Source organism: Pseudomonas sp. Pf153 (assembly GCF_001269775.1).
In the GTDB taxonomy this organism is placed as follows: domain Bacteria; phylum Pseudomonadota; class Gammaproteobacteria; order Pseudomonadales; family Pseudomonadaceae; genus Aquipseudomonas; species Aquipseudomonas uvaldensis.
Map to the genome: position 1 here is coordinate 234901 of NZ_LHVL01000006.1, position 15862 is coordinate 250762.

The 15862-nt window shown below is 60.0% G+C and carries 16 protein-coding genes and 1 tRNA gene; 11 read left to right on the forward strand and 6 right to left on the reverse strand.

The features are described from left to right. The first annotated feature begins 22 nt into the window (after positions 1–22). From pal to AD666_RS01885, 5 genes are all read left to right on the forward strand, one after another. Positions 23–523 (forward strand): peptidoglycan-associated lipoprotein Pal, encoded by a 501-nt coding sequence (gene pal / locus AD666_RS01865; RefSeq protein ID WP_053146989.1) that lies wholly within the window; start codon positions 23–25, stop codon positions 521–523. A 6-nt stretch (positions 524–529) separates the two neighbouring features. Further along, positions 530–1363, forward strand: a complete 834-nt coding sequence (gene ybgF, locus AD666_RS01870) for a tol-pal system protein YbgF (RefSeq protein ID WP_053146991.1) — start codon at positions 530–532, stop codon at positions 1361–1363. 162 nt (positions 1364–1525) lie between these two features. Beyond that, positions 1526–2173, forward strand: coding sequence for a 7-carboxy-7-deazaguanine synthase QueE (queE, locus tag AD666_RS01875; protein WP_053146993.1), 648 nt, complete (start codon positions 1526–1528; stop codon positions 2171–2173). Position 2174: 1 nt separating this feature from the next. Then, positions 2175–2867 carry a 7-cyano-7-deazaguanine synthase QueC gene (gene queC, locus AD666_RS01880; protein ID WP_053146995.1) on the forward strand — a complete coding sequence of 231 codons (693 nt, stop codon included), beginning with the start codon at positions 2175–2177 and terminating at the stop codon, positions 2865–2867. 63 nt (positions 2868–2930) lie between these two features. After that, positions 2931–3006, forward strand: a tRNA-Lys gene (locus tag AD666_RS01885). 120 nt (positions 3007–3126) lie between these two features. Here AD666_RS01885 and AD666_RS01890 read toward each other — a convergent pair. Beyond that, positions 3127–4062 (reverse strand): LysR family transcriptional regulator, encoded by a 936-nt coding sequence (locus AD666_RS01890; RefSeq protein WP_053146997.1) that lies wholly within the window; start codon positions 4060–4062, stop codon positions 3127–3129. A 171-nt stretch (positions 4063–4233) separates the two neighbouring features. Between AD666_RS01890 and AD666_RS01895 the strand changes: the two genes are divergently transcribed. Genes AD666_RS01895 through AD666_RS01920 form a run of 6 tightly spaced genes read left to right on the forward strand, consistent with a single transcriptional unit; the run spans position 4234 to position 11132 of the window. Further along, positions 4234–4851: a thermostable hemolysin gene (locus AD666_RS01895; protein WP_053146999.1), complete on the forward strand. Its 618-nt coding sequence runs from the start codon at positions 4234–4236 to the stop codon at positions 4849–4851. Next, positions 4848–6410, forward strand: a complete 1563-nt coding sequence (locus AD666_RS01900; protein WP_053147001.1) for an AMP-binding protein — start codon at positions 4848–4850, stop codon at positions 6408–6410. The genes AD666_RS01895 and AD666_RS01900 overlap by 4 nt, the downstream gene beginning before the upstream one ends. Further along, complete coding sequence (locus tag AD666_RS01905; protein ID WP_053147003.1) at positions 6385–7266, forward strand: TauD/TfdA family dioxygenase; 882 nt, start codon at positions 6385–6387, stop codon at positions 7264–7266. Before AD666_RS01900 ends, AD666_RS01905 begins: the two co-directional genes overlap by 26 nt. 8 nt (positions 7267–7274) lie before the next feature. Continuing rightward, a complete protein-coding gene (locus tag AD666_RS01910) occupies positions 7275–8399 on the forward strand; it encodes an aminotransferase class III-fold pyridoxal phosphate-dependent enzyme (protein ID WP_053147006.1) in 1125 nt (374 codons plus the stop codon). Then, positions 8377–9717: an aspartate aminotransferase family protein gene (locus AD666_RS01915; RefSeq protein ID WP_053147008.1), complete on the forward strand. Its 1341-nt coding sequence runs from the start codon at positions 8377–8379 to the stop codon at positions 9715–9717. Before AD666_RS01910 ends, AD666_RS01915 begins: the two co-directional genes overlap by 23 nt. Before the next feature lie 2 nt (positions 9718–9719). Further along, positions 9720–11132: an amidase gene (locus AD666_RS01920; protein WP_053147010.1), complete on the forward strand. Its 1413-nt coding sequence runs from the start codon at positions 9720–9722 to the stop codon at positions 11130–11132. Positions 11133–11142: 10 nt separating this feature from the next. Here the strand turns inward: AD666_RS01920 and AD666_RS01925 are convergent, their stop codons facing one another. From AD666_RS01925 to AD666_RS01945, 5 genes are all read right to left on the reverse strand, one after another. Continuing rightward, positions 11143–12054, reverse strand: coding sequence for a DMT family transporter (locus tag AD666_RS01925; RefSeq protein WP_053147437.1), 912 nt, complete (start codon positions 12052–12054; stop codon positions 11143–11145). Between the two features lie 129 nt (positions 12055–12183). After that, on the reverse strand, positions 12184–13371 hold the full coding sequence (locus tag AD666_RS01930) for a cyanate transporter (RefSeq protein ID WP_053147011.1): 1188 nt from the start codon (positions 13369–13371) through the stop codon (positions 12184–12186). Between the two features lie 220 nt (positions 13372–13591). After that, complete coding sequence (copD, locus tag AD666_RS01935) at positions 13592–14503, reverse strand: copper homeostasis membrane protein CopD (RefSeq protein ID WP_053147014.1); 912 nt, start codon at positions 14501–14503, stop codon at positions 13592–13594. A gap of 1 nt (position 14504) precedes the next feature. Beyond that, a complete protein-coding gene (gene copC / locus AD666_RS01940) occupies positions 14505–14891 on the reverse strand; it encodes a copper homeostasis periplasmic binding protein CopC (protein ID WP_053147016.1) in 387 nt (128 codons plus the stop codon). Positions 14892–14948: 57 nt separating this feature from the next. Beyond that, positions 14949–15860: a copper resistance protein B gene (locus AD666_RS01945; RefSeq protein ID WP_053147018.1), complete on the reverse strand. Its 912-nt coding sequence runs from the start codon at positions 15858–15860 to the stop codon at positions 14949–14951. Between the last annotated feature and the right edge of the window lie 2 nt (positions 15861–15862).

The window sequence follows — 15862 nt, forward strand, 5'->3', positions numbered from 1 at the left end:
GGGGTTCATTAGGAGTTTCACGATGGAAATGCTGAAGTTTGGTAAATTTGCTGCGCTGGCTCTGGCCATGGCCGTAGCTGTAGGTTGCTCGTCCAAAGGCGGCGACAACGCCGGTGAAGGCGCTGTTGATCCGAACGCTGGTTACGGCGCTAACACTGGTGCAGTTGACGGCTCCCTGAGCGAAGAAGCTGCTCTGCGCGCAATCACCACCTTCTACTTCGAATACGACAGTTCGGACCTGAAGCCAGAAGCCATGCGCTCTCTGGACGTTCACGCCAAAGACCTGAAAGCAAACGGCGCTCGCGTTGTTCTGGAAGGCAACACCGACGAACGTGGTACTCGTGAGTACAACATGGCACTGGGCGAGCGTCGTGCGAAAGCCGTTCAACGCTACCTGGTACTGCAAGGTGTTTCCCCAGCTCAGCTGGAACTGGTTTCCTACGGCGAAGAGCGTCCAGTTGCCACTGGCAACGACGAGCAGTCCTGGGCTCAAAACCGTCGCGTCGAACTGCGTAAGAACTGATTCGTCATGCGAACGTGCCGTCGTGCTGTAACTGTTCTGGCTCTCAGCCTCGCGCCATTCATGGCGTGGGCTGCGGTTCCTGTGGTCGATAACGATTCCGGCTATAACAATAGCGGGGGCAGCTATCCGCCTGCGGGTTACGGTACGAACGGCGCCTATGCCGGGGGAGGAGTTTCGGCTCCTGTCTCGGCACAGGGCGAGCTGTTCAACCAACTGCAGCAAATGCAGGATCAGATTTCACGCCAGCAAGGCGCGATTGAAGTGCTGCAAAACGAAGTATCGCGCATGAAACAGGAGAACCTGGAACGTTACCAGGATCTTGATCGGCGCATAGGAACCGGCGTTGCACCCGCCGCGACTCCTGAGAATTCTCCAGCCGGTGGCGACTTGAACGCCCCCGGTGCCGCAGCGGGCGCAGGGGCAGCCGCTCCGGCAGCACCTGCCGCCAGCGGCGAACCGGCCGATCCGGCGAAGGAAAAGCTCTATTACGATGCCGCCTTCGACCTGATCAAGGCCAAGGATTTCGACAAGGCCAGCCAGGCCTTCGCCGCTTTCCTGCGTAAATACCCGAACAGTCAGTACGCGGGCAATGCCCAATACTGGCTGGGCGAAGTGAACCTGGCAAAGGGCGACCTGCAAGGCGCCGGACAGGCGTTCGCCAAGGTCTCCCAGTTGTACCCAAAGCATGCCAAGGTACCGGATTCGCTGTACAAGCTTGCTGATGTAGAGCGTCGTCTGGGTCATACCGATAAGGTCAAGGGGATCCTGCAGCAAGTCGTGGCCCAGTATCCGGGCACATCCGCTGCTCAGTTGGCTCAGCGTGACTTGCAACGCATGTAGACCGACCCGTTTGTGAAGAAACCCGCGCTTGTCGCGGGTTTTTTCGTTAGAATTCACGCCCTTTTCATGAAACACGCTTTTTGGGGCCTGCGCGTTGGCGGGGTTCCTTGAAGTGCCTGACGGAGGCGGACGGCCTGTTTAGCTGTTACGCCCGTGGCGACTATGCAAGACACATTGAGAATCACCGAAGTTTTTTACTCGTTGCAGGGTGAAACGCGAACGGCCGGGTTGCCCACTGTATTCGTGCGGCTCACCGGCTGTCCGTTGCGCTGCCAATACTGCGACAGTGCCTACGCTTTCAGCGGCGGCACTCTGCGAACCCTCGACGATATCCTCGAGCAAGTGGCCGGTTATCGTCCGCGCTATGTCTGCGTCACGGGCGGCGAGCCGCTGGCGCAACCCAATGCCATTCCCTTGATTGAACGGCTGTGTGATGCCGGTTACGAGGTCTCGCTGGAAACCAGCGGCGCTTTGGATATCTCGGCGGTCGATACGCGGGTCAGTCGCGTCCTGGACCTGAAAACCCCAGGCTCCAAGGAGGCGCATCGCAACCGTTACGAAAACATCGAGCTGCTGACACGCAACGATCAGGTCAAGTTCGTGATCTGCTCGCGTGAGGATTACGACTGGGCCGTGTCCAAGCTCATTCAGTACGGGCTCGACCAGCGAGCGGGGGAGGTATTGTTTTCCCCGAGCCATCACGACTTGAACGCTCGCGATCTGGCGGATTGGGTGGTGGCGGATAACCTGTCGGTGCGCCTGCAATTGCAGCTGCATAAATATCTTTGGAACGACGAGCCGGGGCGCTGATATGACAGAGCAATCGAACACAGTGGAAAAACGTGCGGTCATCCTGTTGTCCGGCGGCCTGGATTCGGCAACGGTCGTGGCCATGGCCCGCGCCGAAGGCTATCGTTGCTACACCATGAGCTTCGACTACGGTCAGCGCCATCGTGCTGAACTGCAGGCCGCCGAGCGGGTAGCCCGTGATCTGGGCGTGGTGGAGCATAAGGTGATCGGTCTGAACCTCAACGGCATTGGCGGCTCGGCCTTGACCGACAGTTCCATCGATGTGCCAGAGGCCCCGAGCGACGGTATCCCGGTGACTTATGTGCCGGCTCGCAATACGGTGTTCCTGTCTCTGGCGCTGGGTTGGGCCGAAGTGTTGGGCGCCCGGGATATTTTTATCGGCGTCAATGCCGTGGATTATTCGGGTTACCCGGACTGCCGTCCGGAATTCGTCGAAGCCTTCGAGCGCATGGCCAACCTGGCGACCAAGGCCGGGGTGGAAGGCCAGGGTTTTCGTATCCAGGCGCCGCTGCAAAATCTCAGCAAGGCGCAAATCATCACGGCTGGTGTGAAGCTGGGCGTGGATTATGGACTGACGGTTTCCTGCTATCAGGCGGATGAGCAGGGCCGTGCATGCGGCAAATGCGACAGCTGCCGCCTGCGTGCCGAGGGCTTCAAAGCGGCGGGCGTGGGCGATCCGACCCCATATTTTTGATTTTTTTCAAATTGGGTGTTGAATAGTCCTTAAAAATCAGTATTATACGCGCCACCACGAAGCGGGTCGTTAGCTCAGTTGGTAGAGCAGTTGGCTTTTAACCAATTGGTCGTAGGTTCGAATCCTACACGACCCACCATTTTTAGAAGATTTTGAAAATCTGGAAGGCCCACGAAAGTGAGGATTTCCAGATTTTTTTTTTGCCTGCAGAAAAGCCTCGGAGGGGGAACCACGAGCAATTCCCATGGTTCCCCGGCAGTTACAGCAAGCCGTCCTCGGCGCAGACTTTCACAATCTGTTCGCGAAACCAGATGTTGGCGTTGTCTTGGCCGGGCTTCTCGCTCCACACCATATCCAGCGTGAAATTCGGTAGCCCAGTGGGCGGTTTGCGATGGCTGAATCTCTCCTCGTCGCAGGTCAAGGCCTGGATGCGTCGAGGCAGGGTCAGCACGAAGTCGGTCCCGGGGATCATGTTGAGTGCCGCCACGTAACTGTTGGCCCTGGCCACGATCTGGCGGCTATGGCCCTGGCGGGCGAGCCAGCCGTCGACCATGTTGGTGTCGGACGTCCAGGGTGTCGGAAAAACATGCTGACATGCGACAAACGTCTCCAGGCTGAGCACCTCGTCCGGCAAGTCGGCATGCTTGTCGAACACACAAACTAATTCATCTTCCAGCAGTACTTGCGAGCGCAGTCCCTTTGCGCCACGGTGGAAGTTCGGTCCAAAACAAATAACCAGGTCGAAACGCCCATCCATCAATTCATCGACCGGAATATCTTTATGGAGTTTCGTTATATTGACAATGATGGGGAAACGACTGCCGGCAAAACATTTGATCAGTTTTGGGAGTATCAAGAGTTCAAAGTATTCGGGCGCGCAAATGTTGAAAGTGATTTCTTTCTGGGTGGGGTCGAATGTTTGAATGCCTGAATGGCAGATGTTGATCGTGTGAAGAATCTTGACGATATGGCTGTACATCGCACTGGCTTTGTTTGTAGGCCGCATGCCGCTGCGAGTGTTAATGAATAATTCATCTTCGAAGCTTGTGCGCAGCTTTTTCAGGCAGTAGCTGACGGTGGATTGGCTGACACAAAGGGCTTCGGAGACCTCGGTAACGCTGCTCTGTTCGTACACCGCTACGAACACCATGAGGTCCTGCATGTCCAGCTTTCTAAGCAAATTACTATTGAGCATAAGTTCCTTCTAGGCGCATTCCATGGGCTAGCGTCTCTTGTTTTTATGACAAAGACGTTTATTTATATATTAGCGGATGCAATTTATTTTTTAAATGGCTTGTAGGAAATTTCTTAAATATGCTCGCCTCGCTTTTTTTGGAAATCCTGCACAAGGACGGAGGAGGACGAAATGCAAATACGTGTCGCAGAAACCCAAACACCGTTATGGGTACAAGCCACTGAAGTAGTGAAAGAGAAGTTTCGAAGTTCTTATTCGGCATCGGTTGAACCAAACCCACAATACTTTGCAGTCACTCAGGATCAGGCGGATCGTATTCTCGCGTGTGCCGGAATTACATTTGCCGACCACCGCACGCTGTTTTCCGAGCAATACCTGACGCAGCCGATCGATGAGATTCTGTCCGAACGTTTCGAGAAAACCATCGAGCGTTCAAACATTGTCGAGATTGGGAACCTTATTTCGCATCATCTGACAGCGGGAATGATTCTCGTTAATATGATTCCGTTGTTGTCGTGGTGCATGGGTGGGCATTACCTGTTGTGCACGGTGACGCCCCGAGTCCGGCAAATGATGGAAAGTTGCCAGATTCATTTCGAGCCGTTGTTGACGGCAGACCCCACTCGCCTGGCTGACGACGGCGGCAAGAACTGGGGGACCTATTATTCCAAGGCGCCGGTGACCGGTTTTATCCAGGTCGATCCGAAGCGTTCCCGCTTTGCGGCCATGACCCTCAACACCTCCTTCACTCAACTGCCCAGCGATTCGCTGGCGAGGGCGCAACCATGAGTGGCGGGTTCATCGATCAGTTGCAACTGGCGCTGCAGGTCAACCGCCAGGCGGTCTGCGCGGTCGACTGGTTGTCGGGCAGTGAGTCGGTAGAGCTGACCTACGGGGAGCTTGAGCACCGGGCCATTAATCTGGCCGCGGAACTGCAACGGCGTTTCGCAAGCCCGGCCAACGGCGATCAGGTGGTGTTGGGTATCGCCACGCGCAATAGCAGTGACTGGCTGGTGGCCGACCTGGCTTGCCTGTTCGCCGGGATCACCGCGCTGCCATTACCGTTGGCGTTCAGCCAATCCCAGGCCGAACACTTGGCCGAGCGCTGCGACGGGTTTCTGGTGGATGCCGCCGGGCAGCAAACGTTGGCACAGCGCTGGAAGCTGAATTTCCCCGACAGCCGCCTGCGGCGTATCAGCGAGCCCGTGATCGAGCAGCCGTTGCTGTACGCGCCGAACGGTAACGATGACTGGATCTGCAAGATCATCCACACCTCGGGAACCACCAGTCGGCCCAAAGGTGTGCGCTTGAGCACCCGTGCTGTCGGTGCGGTGTTGACTTCCCTGCGCCAGCGCATGCCCGCCGATGCCCATCGTCGCTACTTGTCGCTGGTGCCTTTGAGCCTACTGCTCGAACAGGTGACGGCCGCCTACCTGCCGCTGCTGGCTGGCGGGACTGTGCATTTCCTCCCTCCGAACGAAGCGCTGCTCGGCGAGCCGGGGGCGTCGCCACAGCGGCTGGTCGATTGGATCCTGCAAGTCCAGCCAACAGCCCTGACGGTACCGCCAGTCATGATCAATCGCTTCCTGGAGCAATTGAAAGAAGGTGGCGAGCCAGGTGAGCGTCTGGCCCGTTATCTCAAGTCCGGTGCGCACATTACCTGCGGAGGCGCGGCGGTGAGCATCGATGCACTGCACGCTTTGGCGGAGCAGGGTATCGAGGTGTACCAAGGTTACGGGCTTTCCGAGAACGCGTCGGTGGTCAGCATGAACACGGCCCAGGAACAGCGCCTGGGCAGTGTCGGCAAGCCGCTTCCGCATGTCCAGGTACGGATCGGTGCGGATCAGACCATCGAGGTCAAGAGCAGCTCATTGTTCAGCGGTTATTCGGGGACGGACCCCAGCGCGTGTTCCATGTCCGTCGACGGCTGGATGGACACCGGCGACCTGGGGATGCTCGATGAAGAGGGTTACCTCTATGTCCATGGGCGCAAGAAGAACGTGATCTGCCTGCCCAACGGCCGCAACGTCAGCCCTGAGCAGGTCGAGCTGGAGTATCGCAAATACCCTGGCGTGAACGACGCCGCGGTATTTTTCGACGAGCAGCACGGTCTGGTGGCGTTGTTGTGCGTCGAGTCGACTCCGGCCAGCGATGAGCTGGTGAGCTGGTCGACCGGACACTTCTCCGACATCGAACGACCGAGCCGGCTCTGGCTGCTGGCCAAGGACGATCCGCTGATCGAACAACTTTACACCGTTACCGGTCGGCCAAAACGCGCCGATATCGCCACTGTTTTTTCCACTCTGCAAGGGAACGCATCCAATGAGCACACCTGCCTTTCACTTTGAAAACCCGGACGTCTCCATCGTCGAATCGCACCACTTCGCCAGCCTGGGTAAGGCTGAGTTGTATGAGCTACTGGGACATTATGGGGTCGTGCTGTTTCGCAACTGCATCCACAGTGCCGAGCAGTTCAGCGCCTACGTCAAGCAGAACAGTTCCCGGCTGAGCCTGGACCCGGCCCGGATCATGGTGGGTGGCGCCGCACAGTTGGTGGATGCCGGCCACCAGGCGGTGGGCCTGCATTGCGAAAACGGCAACTCGCCGTTCTGGCCGGACATCACCTGGTTCTATTGCCAGGAGGCACCACGCAAGGGCTCGCAAACCACGATCTGCGACGGAGAAAAGGTGCTGGCGAAGCTGTCCCCGGCCTGCCGCAGCTTCTTCGAGGAGAATCCGATCCGCTACAGTCGTACCGTGGCCGGGGAGAAGTGGCGCCGGCTGGTTTGCCATTACTCGAGCACCTTGTCGGATCCGGCGGCGGTCGTCATCGATGATCTGTTGCAGATCATCGGCGATGATCCGCAGACCCATATCTCTTACAACCCGACCGACGATTCGATTCATTACGCCTTCAGCACGTCGGCCATTCTCACCTCCTCCTTCAGTCAGCGCCCGGCGTTTGCCAATAGCATCCTGGGGCCTTCGTACAACTACGAGGTGCCGGTGATCGACACGGTGAGCGGGCAGGCGATTCCCGCCGAATTCCTCGCCGAGATCGCTGAAGTGTCGGCCCATTACACCGTTCCGGTGGGCTGGCGTGACCATGACATGGTGATGATCGACAACCGTCGGGTCATGCACGGCCGCGAAACCATCGTCGATGAGCGTCGGCGCATTTTCAATGCCTTGAGCTACCGCTGAGAGATCCCATGAATAACGACAAATATATTATCGGCGGGCAGTACGAGACCTACCTCGACGGCGATAGCCGGCAGATTATCGATCTGACCGGCGGGTTTGGCTTCCAGGTGCCGGCGGTGATCGAAGCGGTCACACGCCAGGCGCAGATCATGGGCCTGTCCAATCGGGTACTGATGTCTGAACCGCTGATTGCCTTGTGCCGCCGTCTGGCGGAGGTGTTGCCAGCGCCGCTGGTCAGCTCCTATGTGTGCAGTTCGGGTGACGAGGCGTTCGAAGGCGCCTTGAAGCTATGCAAGGGCCTCAAGCCAAAGGGCAACACCATCGTGTTTGTACAGGGTGGCGATTACGGTTCGCTGACTTACGGGCGTTGCCTCAATGCCACCCAGGGCGACCTGGGTGTGCAGGCTTTCCTCGGCTTCAAGCGGGCGGCGATTCGTCATCTCGCCGACCTGGACACGGTGGACTGGAACGATTGCTTCGCGGTGTGTCACAGCAATACCCGTCTTGATGCCAATGGCCGGTTGCAAATGCTCGAACCCGCGCTGGTCGAGCGCCTGCACGCCCGCGCGGCGCAGGCTTCGGTGCCGGTCATCGCGGTCGATACGCAAACTTGCCTCGGTAGCCTGGGCACACTGTTCGGCTTCCAGCATTTTCGCGCCGTGCCGGATATCGTCGTGTTGGGGGGAGCCCTGGGCGGTAGCGCGATTCCCATTGGCACTTACACCTGCAGCGAACACATGGCCTGGCAGGTCTACGGCCGCAGCAGTCCGGCCAAGCATGGCAGCACCACGGCTGGCAACCCGATGGCCTGTGTCGCAGCCCTGGCCGCGCTGGATTATGCGCAGGTCAACGACTCGCCCCGGCAATGCCGGGACAACGGCCAGCGACTGGCGCAGACCCTGGCGTCATTTGGTGCCGTGGCCGAAGGCGCCTGGGTCAGTCTGCCGCTGGCCGACGACCTGCGACCGAGCGCGGTGTGCGAGGCGCTCTATGAAAAAGGCGTCTATGTCAGCGTTCCTCGCGGTCGCGAGTTGATCCTGCGTTGCCCGATCACCGCTCGTCCCGAACCTATCCAACGTGCCGCAAACATCATCAAGGAGACGCTGAGCCATGTCCTTACTCAGGCCGCATGAACAACTGCTGGACGATTGCCAGCGGCACTGGAGCGCATCGGCAGCCAAACTGTATCGCCTGGGCAAGACCACCGTCGAGCAACAGGCCGATGGCATCCACGTCACTGACCACAACGGCAAGCGTTTCATCGATTGCGCGTGCAGCTATGGCGTGTTCATCGTCGGGCATCGCAACCCGATGGTACGCGAGCAGGTGCAGGCGCAACTGAATCAATTGGCCTGGGTGCCGGAAGGTCGGCGTCATCCGCTGCAGGACAAACTGTCCGAGCGCCTGTGCCAGTTGGTGCCGGGGGAGTGGGGCGATGTGCAGTACATGGTGTCCGGCGCCGAAGCGGTGGAGCAGAGCCTGCGCTATGCCTTGCGGATCCAGCCGCACCGGCGCGGCATCGTGGTGATGAGCGGCTCCTACCATGGCAAGACCCTGGCAGCGATGAGCATCCTTGGGCAGCGACAGAACCACAGCAGCTATGGCATCGCGCCGTCCGACGTCACCTGCGTGCCCTACGGTGATTTTGCCGCTCTGCAAAAGGCTGTGGGCGAGGGCGTGTGCGCGGTCTACGTCGAGCCGATCCTGGGCGGTGCCCATCTGCAAGTGCCGCCGGTGGGCTATATGGCCAACCTGCGGGCCTTGTGCGATGCCACTGGCACCCTGTTGGTGGCGGATGAGATCCAGACCGGTTTCGGTCGCTGCGGCAAGTGGTTCGCCGTGCAGTATGACGACGTCGTGCCCGACATCATGATCCTCTCCAAGGGCCTGACCGGTGGCTACACATCGTTTGCCTGCGCCATGTACAGCCAGCGCCTGGCCAGCCAGTACCCGCTCAGCGAAATCGAGCCCGACACACGCACCAACGGTGGTCATCCGGTGGCGTGTGCCTCGGCGCTCGCCGCCATCGACTACATCGAGCAGCACAACCTGGTGGAACAGTCGCGGATCAACGGCGGATTGCTGCGCCATGGCTTGCAACGTCTGGCGCTGCGCTATCCGCACATCGTCGAGGACGTGCCAGGGGTGGGCCTGATGACGGGCTTGCGTTTGCGCGGGTCGGTCTATGAGGCCTTGATGAGCATGGAGTTGGGCAAGCGCGGCATTCATGCCGGGCACTCAATGAATGAAAAGGCCGAACGCCCGGTGTTGCGCTTCTATCCGCCGCTGAACATTTCTCCCGATGCGTTGCGCCATGTCCTGACGATGATCGAAGAAGCTCTGGAAGCCATCGACCGGCGACCGAAGCTGGCGGTCAAGGCGTTCTCCCTGGTGGTGCGCAACATGTACCAGTTGCCCAACAAATGGCTGCGCAGCAAGGAGGCGTCGTGAGCATGTTCAACCCCGACACCCTGACCCTGCGGGAAATGGCCGGCCTGCTGCGGCGGGGCGTGCTGACCAGTGTCACGTTGCTGGAGTTCTACTTGCAGCGCATCGCCGAGCGAAATCGGCAGATCAATGCACTGATCCAACTGGCGCCCGTGGAGGAACTGCGGCGCCAGGCCCGCGAGGCTGACGAGATGGCACGCATCGGGCAAATCAGCGGTCCGCTGCATGGCATCCCGATCACCGTCAAGGATGTGCTCCATGTCCGTGGGTTCAAAATGTCCCGTGGGCTGGAGGAGCTGCTGGGCGAGACCAGCCAGCAGGACGCAACGGCGGTCGCCCGGCTCCGACAGGCCGGCGCGATCATCCTGGGCATCAGCAATGTGCCTGAACTGTGCATGGCCTTCGAGACCGAAAACCTGATCTACGGCCGTACCCTCAACCCCCACGACTTACAGCGCTCGGCCGGCGGCAGCAGTGGCGGTGAGGCCGCCGCGATCGCCGCCGGGTGCTCGCCGGCGGGCCTGGCTTCCGATGCCTGCGGCAGCGTGCGCATACCGGCGCATTTCAACGGCATCTGTGGCCTCAAGCTGACCCAGGGCCGCGTGCCCTTGACCGGCCAGTTCCCCAACGACCGTTCCGGGCTGTTTCACCTGACTTCGGCGTTTGGGGTGATGGGACGGTATGTCGATGACCTGACGCTGCTCGGGCCGTTGATCAGCGGTGCCGACGGCCTCGATCCGGACACGGTCGACGTACCGTTCGCCGACAGCGAGCCGCTGGCCGACCTGCGGATCGCGCTGTTCTCGGAGTCGGGTCGCACGCCGGTCAGCGCGGCGGTGCGCCAGGTGTTGCAACAGGTCGAGCATTGCCTTGAGTCGGTGGTGGCGCAGGTGAGCCAGCTGGCGCCGCCGATGCTCGAAGAGGCTTGCGATGTGCTGTGGCGGGTGTTCATCACCGGTGCCGATGCCGGACGAGGCTGGCGGCAGATGTTCGAGACCATGAACAAGCGCCGCTTCACCCCGGCCATCGCTCAGTTGATGGACATGAGCGAGGCCGTGGAGTTGACCGTGGATGAAGTCAAGCGCGACTGGATCGCCATCGACACCTTCCGCTATCAACTGGCGAAGTTCTTCAAGCAGCATGATCTGCTCATTTGCCCTGTGTTCCCGGACGTCGCCTTCCGTCATGGGGAGTCCCTGGAGGACCGCGACCGCTATGCCTTCGTCTTCCCCTTCAGCCTCAGCGGTTCGCCGGCGGTGGTGATCCGCGCCGGCACCGACCCCGTCACCGGGATGCCTATCGGCATCCAGATTGTCGGGCCTCATTGGCAGGAAGAGCGCTTGCTGGCGGTGGCGGCTTTTCTGGAGCGGGAACTGGAGCGTTGGAGTCCGGTTGCCCCACGCCCGGTATCGACTTGATGACCGGCTCTCAGGCCGTAACGGTCTTCGCGTTACGGCTTGAGATCACCAGTGCCAGCATCCCCACGCCCACCAGCGCAGCGCCGGTGATCTCCAGGGGCAGGGGGGGCTGTCTGAACCAGAACCAGTGGAGCAGCGTCACGAAGAGTGTATTGAGGTACACGTAGGAAATCACCGTGGACGGTGCGATTACCCCGATTGCCCGATGCAATAGCCAGAACGTAGCGAGGGTACCGAACAGAGCCAGATACACCAGCCAACCGATATCCAGCGTCGACAGTTGCAGGGCGCTGCGCCAGCCTCCACTGAACAGGCAGAACACCAACAGGAACAGTGAACCGAACAGCATGTTCCAGAAGGTCATCGCCACCGGATCCCGTCCCTTGAGCGCCTTGGCCTTGAATCGCTGGCTGAGAGGTGAATACAGCGCCATCGCCAGGCAACCGGCACCGAATACCAGCACCGGATAGAGCGCAGGCATTTGCCCGGGCGCCGAACCTTTGAGAGTCAGCAGCACGGCGCCGGCCGCGGCGATCAGCATGGGCAGCAGGCGGGTCTTGAGATTCGGACTGGGCAGCAGGAAAACCTCGAAGAACAGCGTCATCAAGGGCACGAGTGTGTACAGCGTCGCGGTATTGACCGCCGAGGTGTAACGCAAGGCTTCGAACAGCGAACCGAAGTAGGTCGCCAGCAACAAGCCAAGGACCGCGTGCGCCAACAAGCCTTGGGTGGAGATGGGCGAGCTTTTTTTCAGCAGCAGTAGCGGAAGAAACATCAAGGCGGAAAACAGCAATCGCAAGCCCGTGAGCAGAATTGGATCGATCGCCTGGCTGACCTGAGCCGCCGCAAAGAACGACGAAGCAATCAGCATTGCCCAGATGAGCATGCCCCAGTGAGCGGCTGCAAAACCGACGTTTTTCATCAAGGTCTGATTCCTGCGTTTGAGTACCGGAACGTCATGATGGGCAAATCCGTCGGCCGTCATGGGTAGGTTTGAATAAAACAGGGCCGCAATCATTGCAGCCCTTCAAGCACACGAGCCGAACAGGCACTAGCTGATGTGACGTGCGTACTGCTTGGGATTGAAGCGCAACACCATCAGGATCATCAGCCCCATCACTGCGGTGAGCGACCACCAGGCCCATTCGAAGCTGCCCAACTGGTCACGGATCATCCCGGCGACCAGCGGTGAGAGCCCGGCGATCAGATAGCCGATGCCTTGCACGAATGCCGTCAGGCCACCGGCCCGGCGCGGGTTGTCCAGGTGATCGAGGGAGACGATCAGGCTCATGGGGAACAGGCCGCCGATACCCAGTCCCAGCAAACAAGGCCACAACAGGCTCAAGCGTTCCGGGCTGAGGATCAGGCCGCAGAACCCTGCCATGATCAAGGCCAGCAGGACGGCCAGAACCAGGCGTTTATCCTGGCTGCGGTTGGCAATCGCCGGGGTGACGAGGCCGGACAGCACTTCCATTGCCGTGAGGAAGCCCAGCAACAGGCCTGCATGTTGTTCGCTCCAGCCTTTTTCCACGTAGTACGGCGCCAGCCAGGCCAGCACGCAGGTATAGGACGCAGTGCCCAGGCCAAAGAAAATCGCCAGCAACCAGGCCCGGCCATTGGCGAAGAATGACTCTTGCTGCCGGTTCGGGGCGTCGGGCAGAGGCGTGACCGCCGAACGCTGGGCGTACCAGCAACCGAGGGCGACCAGTGCCAGGATCGCCCAGATGGCCAGGCCGATACGCCAGCTGCCGGTCTGGGTCAGGACGAAGGGTGAAAACGATGCCGCGAGCGCCGCTCCACCCATGATCGATGTGACGTACAACCCCATGAACAGCGAGACGTTGTCACTGAAGCGTGATTTGATCAGAGCCGGCATCACCGCCTGGATCAGGGCGATCCCTATCCCGGCCACTACCGCGCTGACGATCAACTCGACGGCGCTGTCCAGGTACAAGCGCGACGCTGTGGCGAGGCCGATGATCAACAGCGACAGCACGATGGTACGGTGTTCGCCGATGCGCAAGGCGATGCGCATGCCCAGGAACATCGCCAGGCCCATGGCCATGACCGGCAGCATGGTCAGCAGCGAAGCGGCGCTGAAGCTCAACGGCACCTCGCCACGAATGGCTGACAACAATGGCCCGACGGCAGCCATGGAGGGCCGCAGGTTCAGCGCCACCAATACCACGCTGACCATCAGCCAGACGGCGTGGGTACTTGAAGTTCGAACGTTTTCCATAACAGAGCCTTGGCCGAATAAAAATGCCATTTAGGCCGGGAAGCGAGGCGTGGGGCAAATTGAAAACTTGGCAGGGCTATTGAAAGATTAAATGCGCTGGAAACCGCTGCGGGAGCAGGACTGTCCGCGATAGCGAACTGCCTGGGCCGTGATGTTGGATGTGCCGCCGCCATCGCGAGCAGCTCGCTCTCACAGTGGTTTGCGGTGCGGTTTTTGGCTGCTACTCCATGGTGGGGCTCAATGTTCCCAGCCAGGCCACCAGCGCAAGGATGGTCACTGCTACCGACAACTCGAGCACCATGCTTCTGCGCAAGGCCTTGATGGCGATGCTTTGCTCGCCGGTTTGCCTGGCCTGCTCCAGTAACGGGCTCAGATGGAAACGGTTCAGCGCGGCGAACACCAGCATGGCCGCAAACAGGGCAAGTTTGAGGACCAGCAACTGACCATAGGTGCTGTCGAGCAGCCCGTCGACGTCTGGGCCGACGATAAACAGATAGTTCACCACGCCCGTCACGCTGATCAGCACCACAATCACTGCTCCGATGGTTTCAAAGCCGGTCAGTGCCCGGCTCATGAGCGACAGTGGCGGTGTAGTCTGGTGGAGCAGCAGGGCGAACGCGGCCAAGGCACCCACCCAGGCACCCGCGGCCCACAGGTGCAAGAAGTCAGTGGTGAAGTGCCAGGTACGGCGTTCGCCTTCGTCCATGGCACCGTGTCCTGTCCAGGCCAGGGTAGCCAACGCGGCGAGCCCGCTCAGCGCGACCAGCCACAAGCTGACGCCGGGCCAACGATGATTGAGCGTTACGGCAATGGCGGCCACTGCCAGCGTCGCGATCCGCAGGCTCCAGCTCCAACCCACGTCTGTACCCGACACCATTATCTCAATATGGGGCCACAGCTCCTCCCAGTCAGCTGCACCGCTCATGGCCCAGGCCATGCACACCATGGAAGCCACCGACAACGCCAGGCCGAGCAGCGCGGTGATTGTCAGCAGCGACTTGAAGTCCAACACCGCGCCGGAGATCCGTTCCTGGCCTCGCAGGCTGTAGAGGCCGAAGGCGGCGATGCCGAACAACAACATCAAATCCAGATACAGGGCCAGGCGCAGGGCAACGTTGATCGACTCGTTCAAGTCACTTCACCTTGAACGAGACGTTACCGGTGATCGGGTGAGTATCGGACGATACCGCGCGCCACTGGACCTGATAAGTGCCGGCCGCGAGCGGGGCGTTCGGGGTGATAACCATGGTTTTGGGATCCTGACTGCCTGACACCTTTGCCGGCATTGGCATCGGTGAGTGCGCCGCCATGCCGGGCATCGCCGTCATCATCAGCTTGGCGCCGGAGAATTGGGTCATCAGGTTTTCGGAAAAATGCAGTTCGATCTTTTCCGGCGCGGCACCTTCCGCGCCTTCGGCGGGGGTGGAGGACACCAGTTTCGGATGCGCCTGGGCCAACCCGCTGATCAACAGACCGGTGGACAGCGCGACAGCGACAACAGCGTTTTTGATGGACGACATGCAAGGACTCCTACAGCTCGGTTTTTGATTTTTTGGGTCAATCGGTTTCAAGCGTGTTCAGAACCACATCCGCAGGCCCAGTACCAGGCGTGCCTCACTGCGGTCTTTATCTTCCTCACGGGCATAGTCGGCGGTGTTGCCATAGGTGCGATTCCAGGTGACACCGATATAGGGGGCGAATTCACGGCGGATTTCATACCGCAACCGCAAGCCTATTTCGGTATCCGAAAGCCCTGAGCCGATCCCACGGGAAGGGTCGTTCCTGCCATAGAAGTTGGCTTCTGCGGTGGGTTGAAGGATCAGGCGATTGGTCAACAGAATGTCGTAATCGCCTTCCAGGCGCGCCGCGCTCTGGCCGCCTTCGCCAATGAACGCCGTGGCTTCGGCTTCGAAGTTATACAGCGCCATGCCCTGGATACCAAAGGCTGCCCAGGTTTGCGGATCGCCCGGTTTGAAGTCCTGGCGCACGCCGGCTACCACGTCCCACCAGGGACTGACGGCGTGGCCCCACAGGGCCTGGAGTTCGGCTTCTTCAGTCTTGCCGTTGGTGCGTTCACCTTCGGTGCGCAGCCACAAGCGATCGATGTCTCCACCGATCCAGCCTGAAGCATCCCAGCTCAGCGCGCTGCCCTTATCGGCGTCCTGCCATTCCAGTTGATCGATGAGAAAAAAAGAGTTGATGGCGCTGTCATGTACCGCATGGCCGCCATGGTCTTCATAAACGGCGGCACGGTCGGCGTCGGTCAGTGTCGGGATAGGCGTACGGCTGGTGGTTGGTGCCGATTGCATGGGCTCCATGCCTTGCATCGAGTCCATGCCTTGCATCTGGCTGTGGTCCATCCCGGGCATCTGGCTGTGATCCATGCCTTGCATGTCAGTGCTCGCGGCCCAGGCTGGAACAGCCGTGCCGAGGGTGAGGGAGGCAACGATGGCGCCAGACAAAACGCGATATTTGGTCGTTGTGGTCATGG

Coding starts and splice junctions, on each gene's coding strand:
- AD666_RS01890 (WP_053146997.1), bottom strand. CDS start 4,062: ATGCTCAATAGTAATTTGCTTAGAAAGCTGGACATGCAGGACCTCATG.
- queC (WP_053146995.1), top strand. CDS start 2,175: ATGACAGAGCAATCGAACACAGTGGAAAAACGTGCGGTCATCCTGTTG.
- queE (WP_053146993.1), top strand. CDS start 1,526: ATGCAAGACACATTGAGAATCACCGAAGTTTTTTACTCGTTGCAGGGT.
- AD666_RS01930 (WP_053147011.1), bottom strand. CDS start 13,371: ATGGAAAACGTTCGAACTTCAAGTACCCACGCCGTCTGGCTGATGGTC.
- pal (WP_053146989.1), top strand. CDS start 23: ATGGAAATGCTGAAGTTTGGTAAATTTGCTGCGCTGGCTCTGGCCATG.
- AD666_RS01920 (WP_053147010.1), top strand. CDS start 9,720: ATGTTCAACCCCGACACCCTGACCCTGCGGGAAATGGCCGGCCTGCTG.
- AD666_RS01900 (WP_053147001.1), top strand. CDS start 4,848: ATGAGTGGCGGGTTCATCGATCAGTTGCAACTGGCGCTGCAGGTCAAC.
- AD666_RS01945 (WP_053147018.1), bottom strand. CDS start 15,860: ATGACCACAACGACCAAATATCGCGTTTTGTCTGGCGCCATCGTTGCC.
- AD666_RS01895 (WP_053146999.1), top strand. CDS start 4,234: ATGCAAATACGTGTCGCAGAAACCCAAACACCGTTATGGGTACAAGCC.
- copC (WP_053147016.1), bottom strand. CDS start 14,891: ATGTCGTCCATCAAAAACGCTGTTGTCGCTGTCGCGCTGTCCACCGGT.
- AD666_RS01905 (WP_053147003.1), top strand. CDS start 6,385: ATGAGCACACCTGCCTTTCACTTTGAAAACCCGGACGTCTCCATCGTC.
- AD666_RS01925 (WP_053147437.1), bottom strand. CDS start 12,054: ATGAAAAACGTCGGTTTTGCAGCCGCTCACTGGGGCATGCTCATCTGG.
- AD666_RS01910 (WP_053147006.1), top strand. CDS start 7,275: ATGAATAACGACAAATATATTATCGGCGGGCAGTACGAGACCTACCTC.
- ybgF (WP_053146991.1), top strand. CDS start 530: ATGCGAACGTGCCGTCGTGCTGTAACTGTTCTGGCTCTCAGCCTCGCG.
- AD666_RS01915 (WP_053147008.1), top strand. CDS start 8,377: ATGTCCTTACTCAGGCCGCATGAACAACTGCTGGACGATTGCCAGCGG.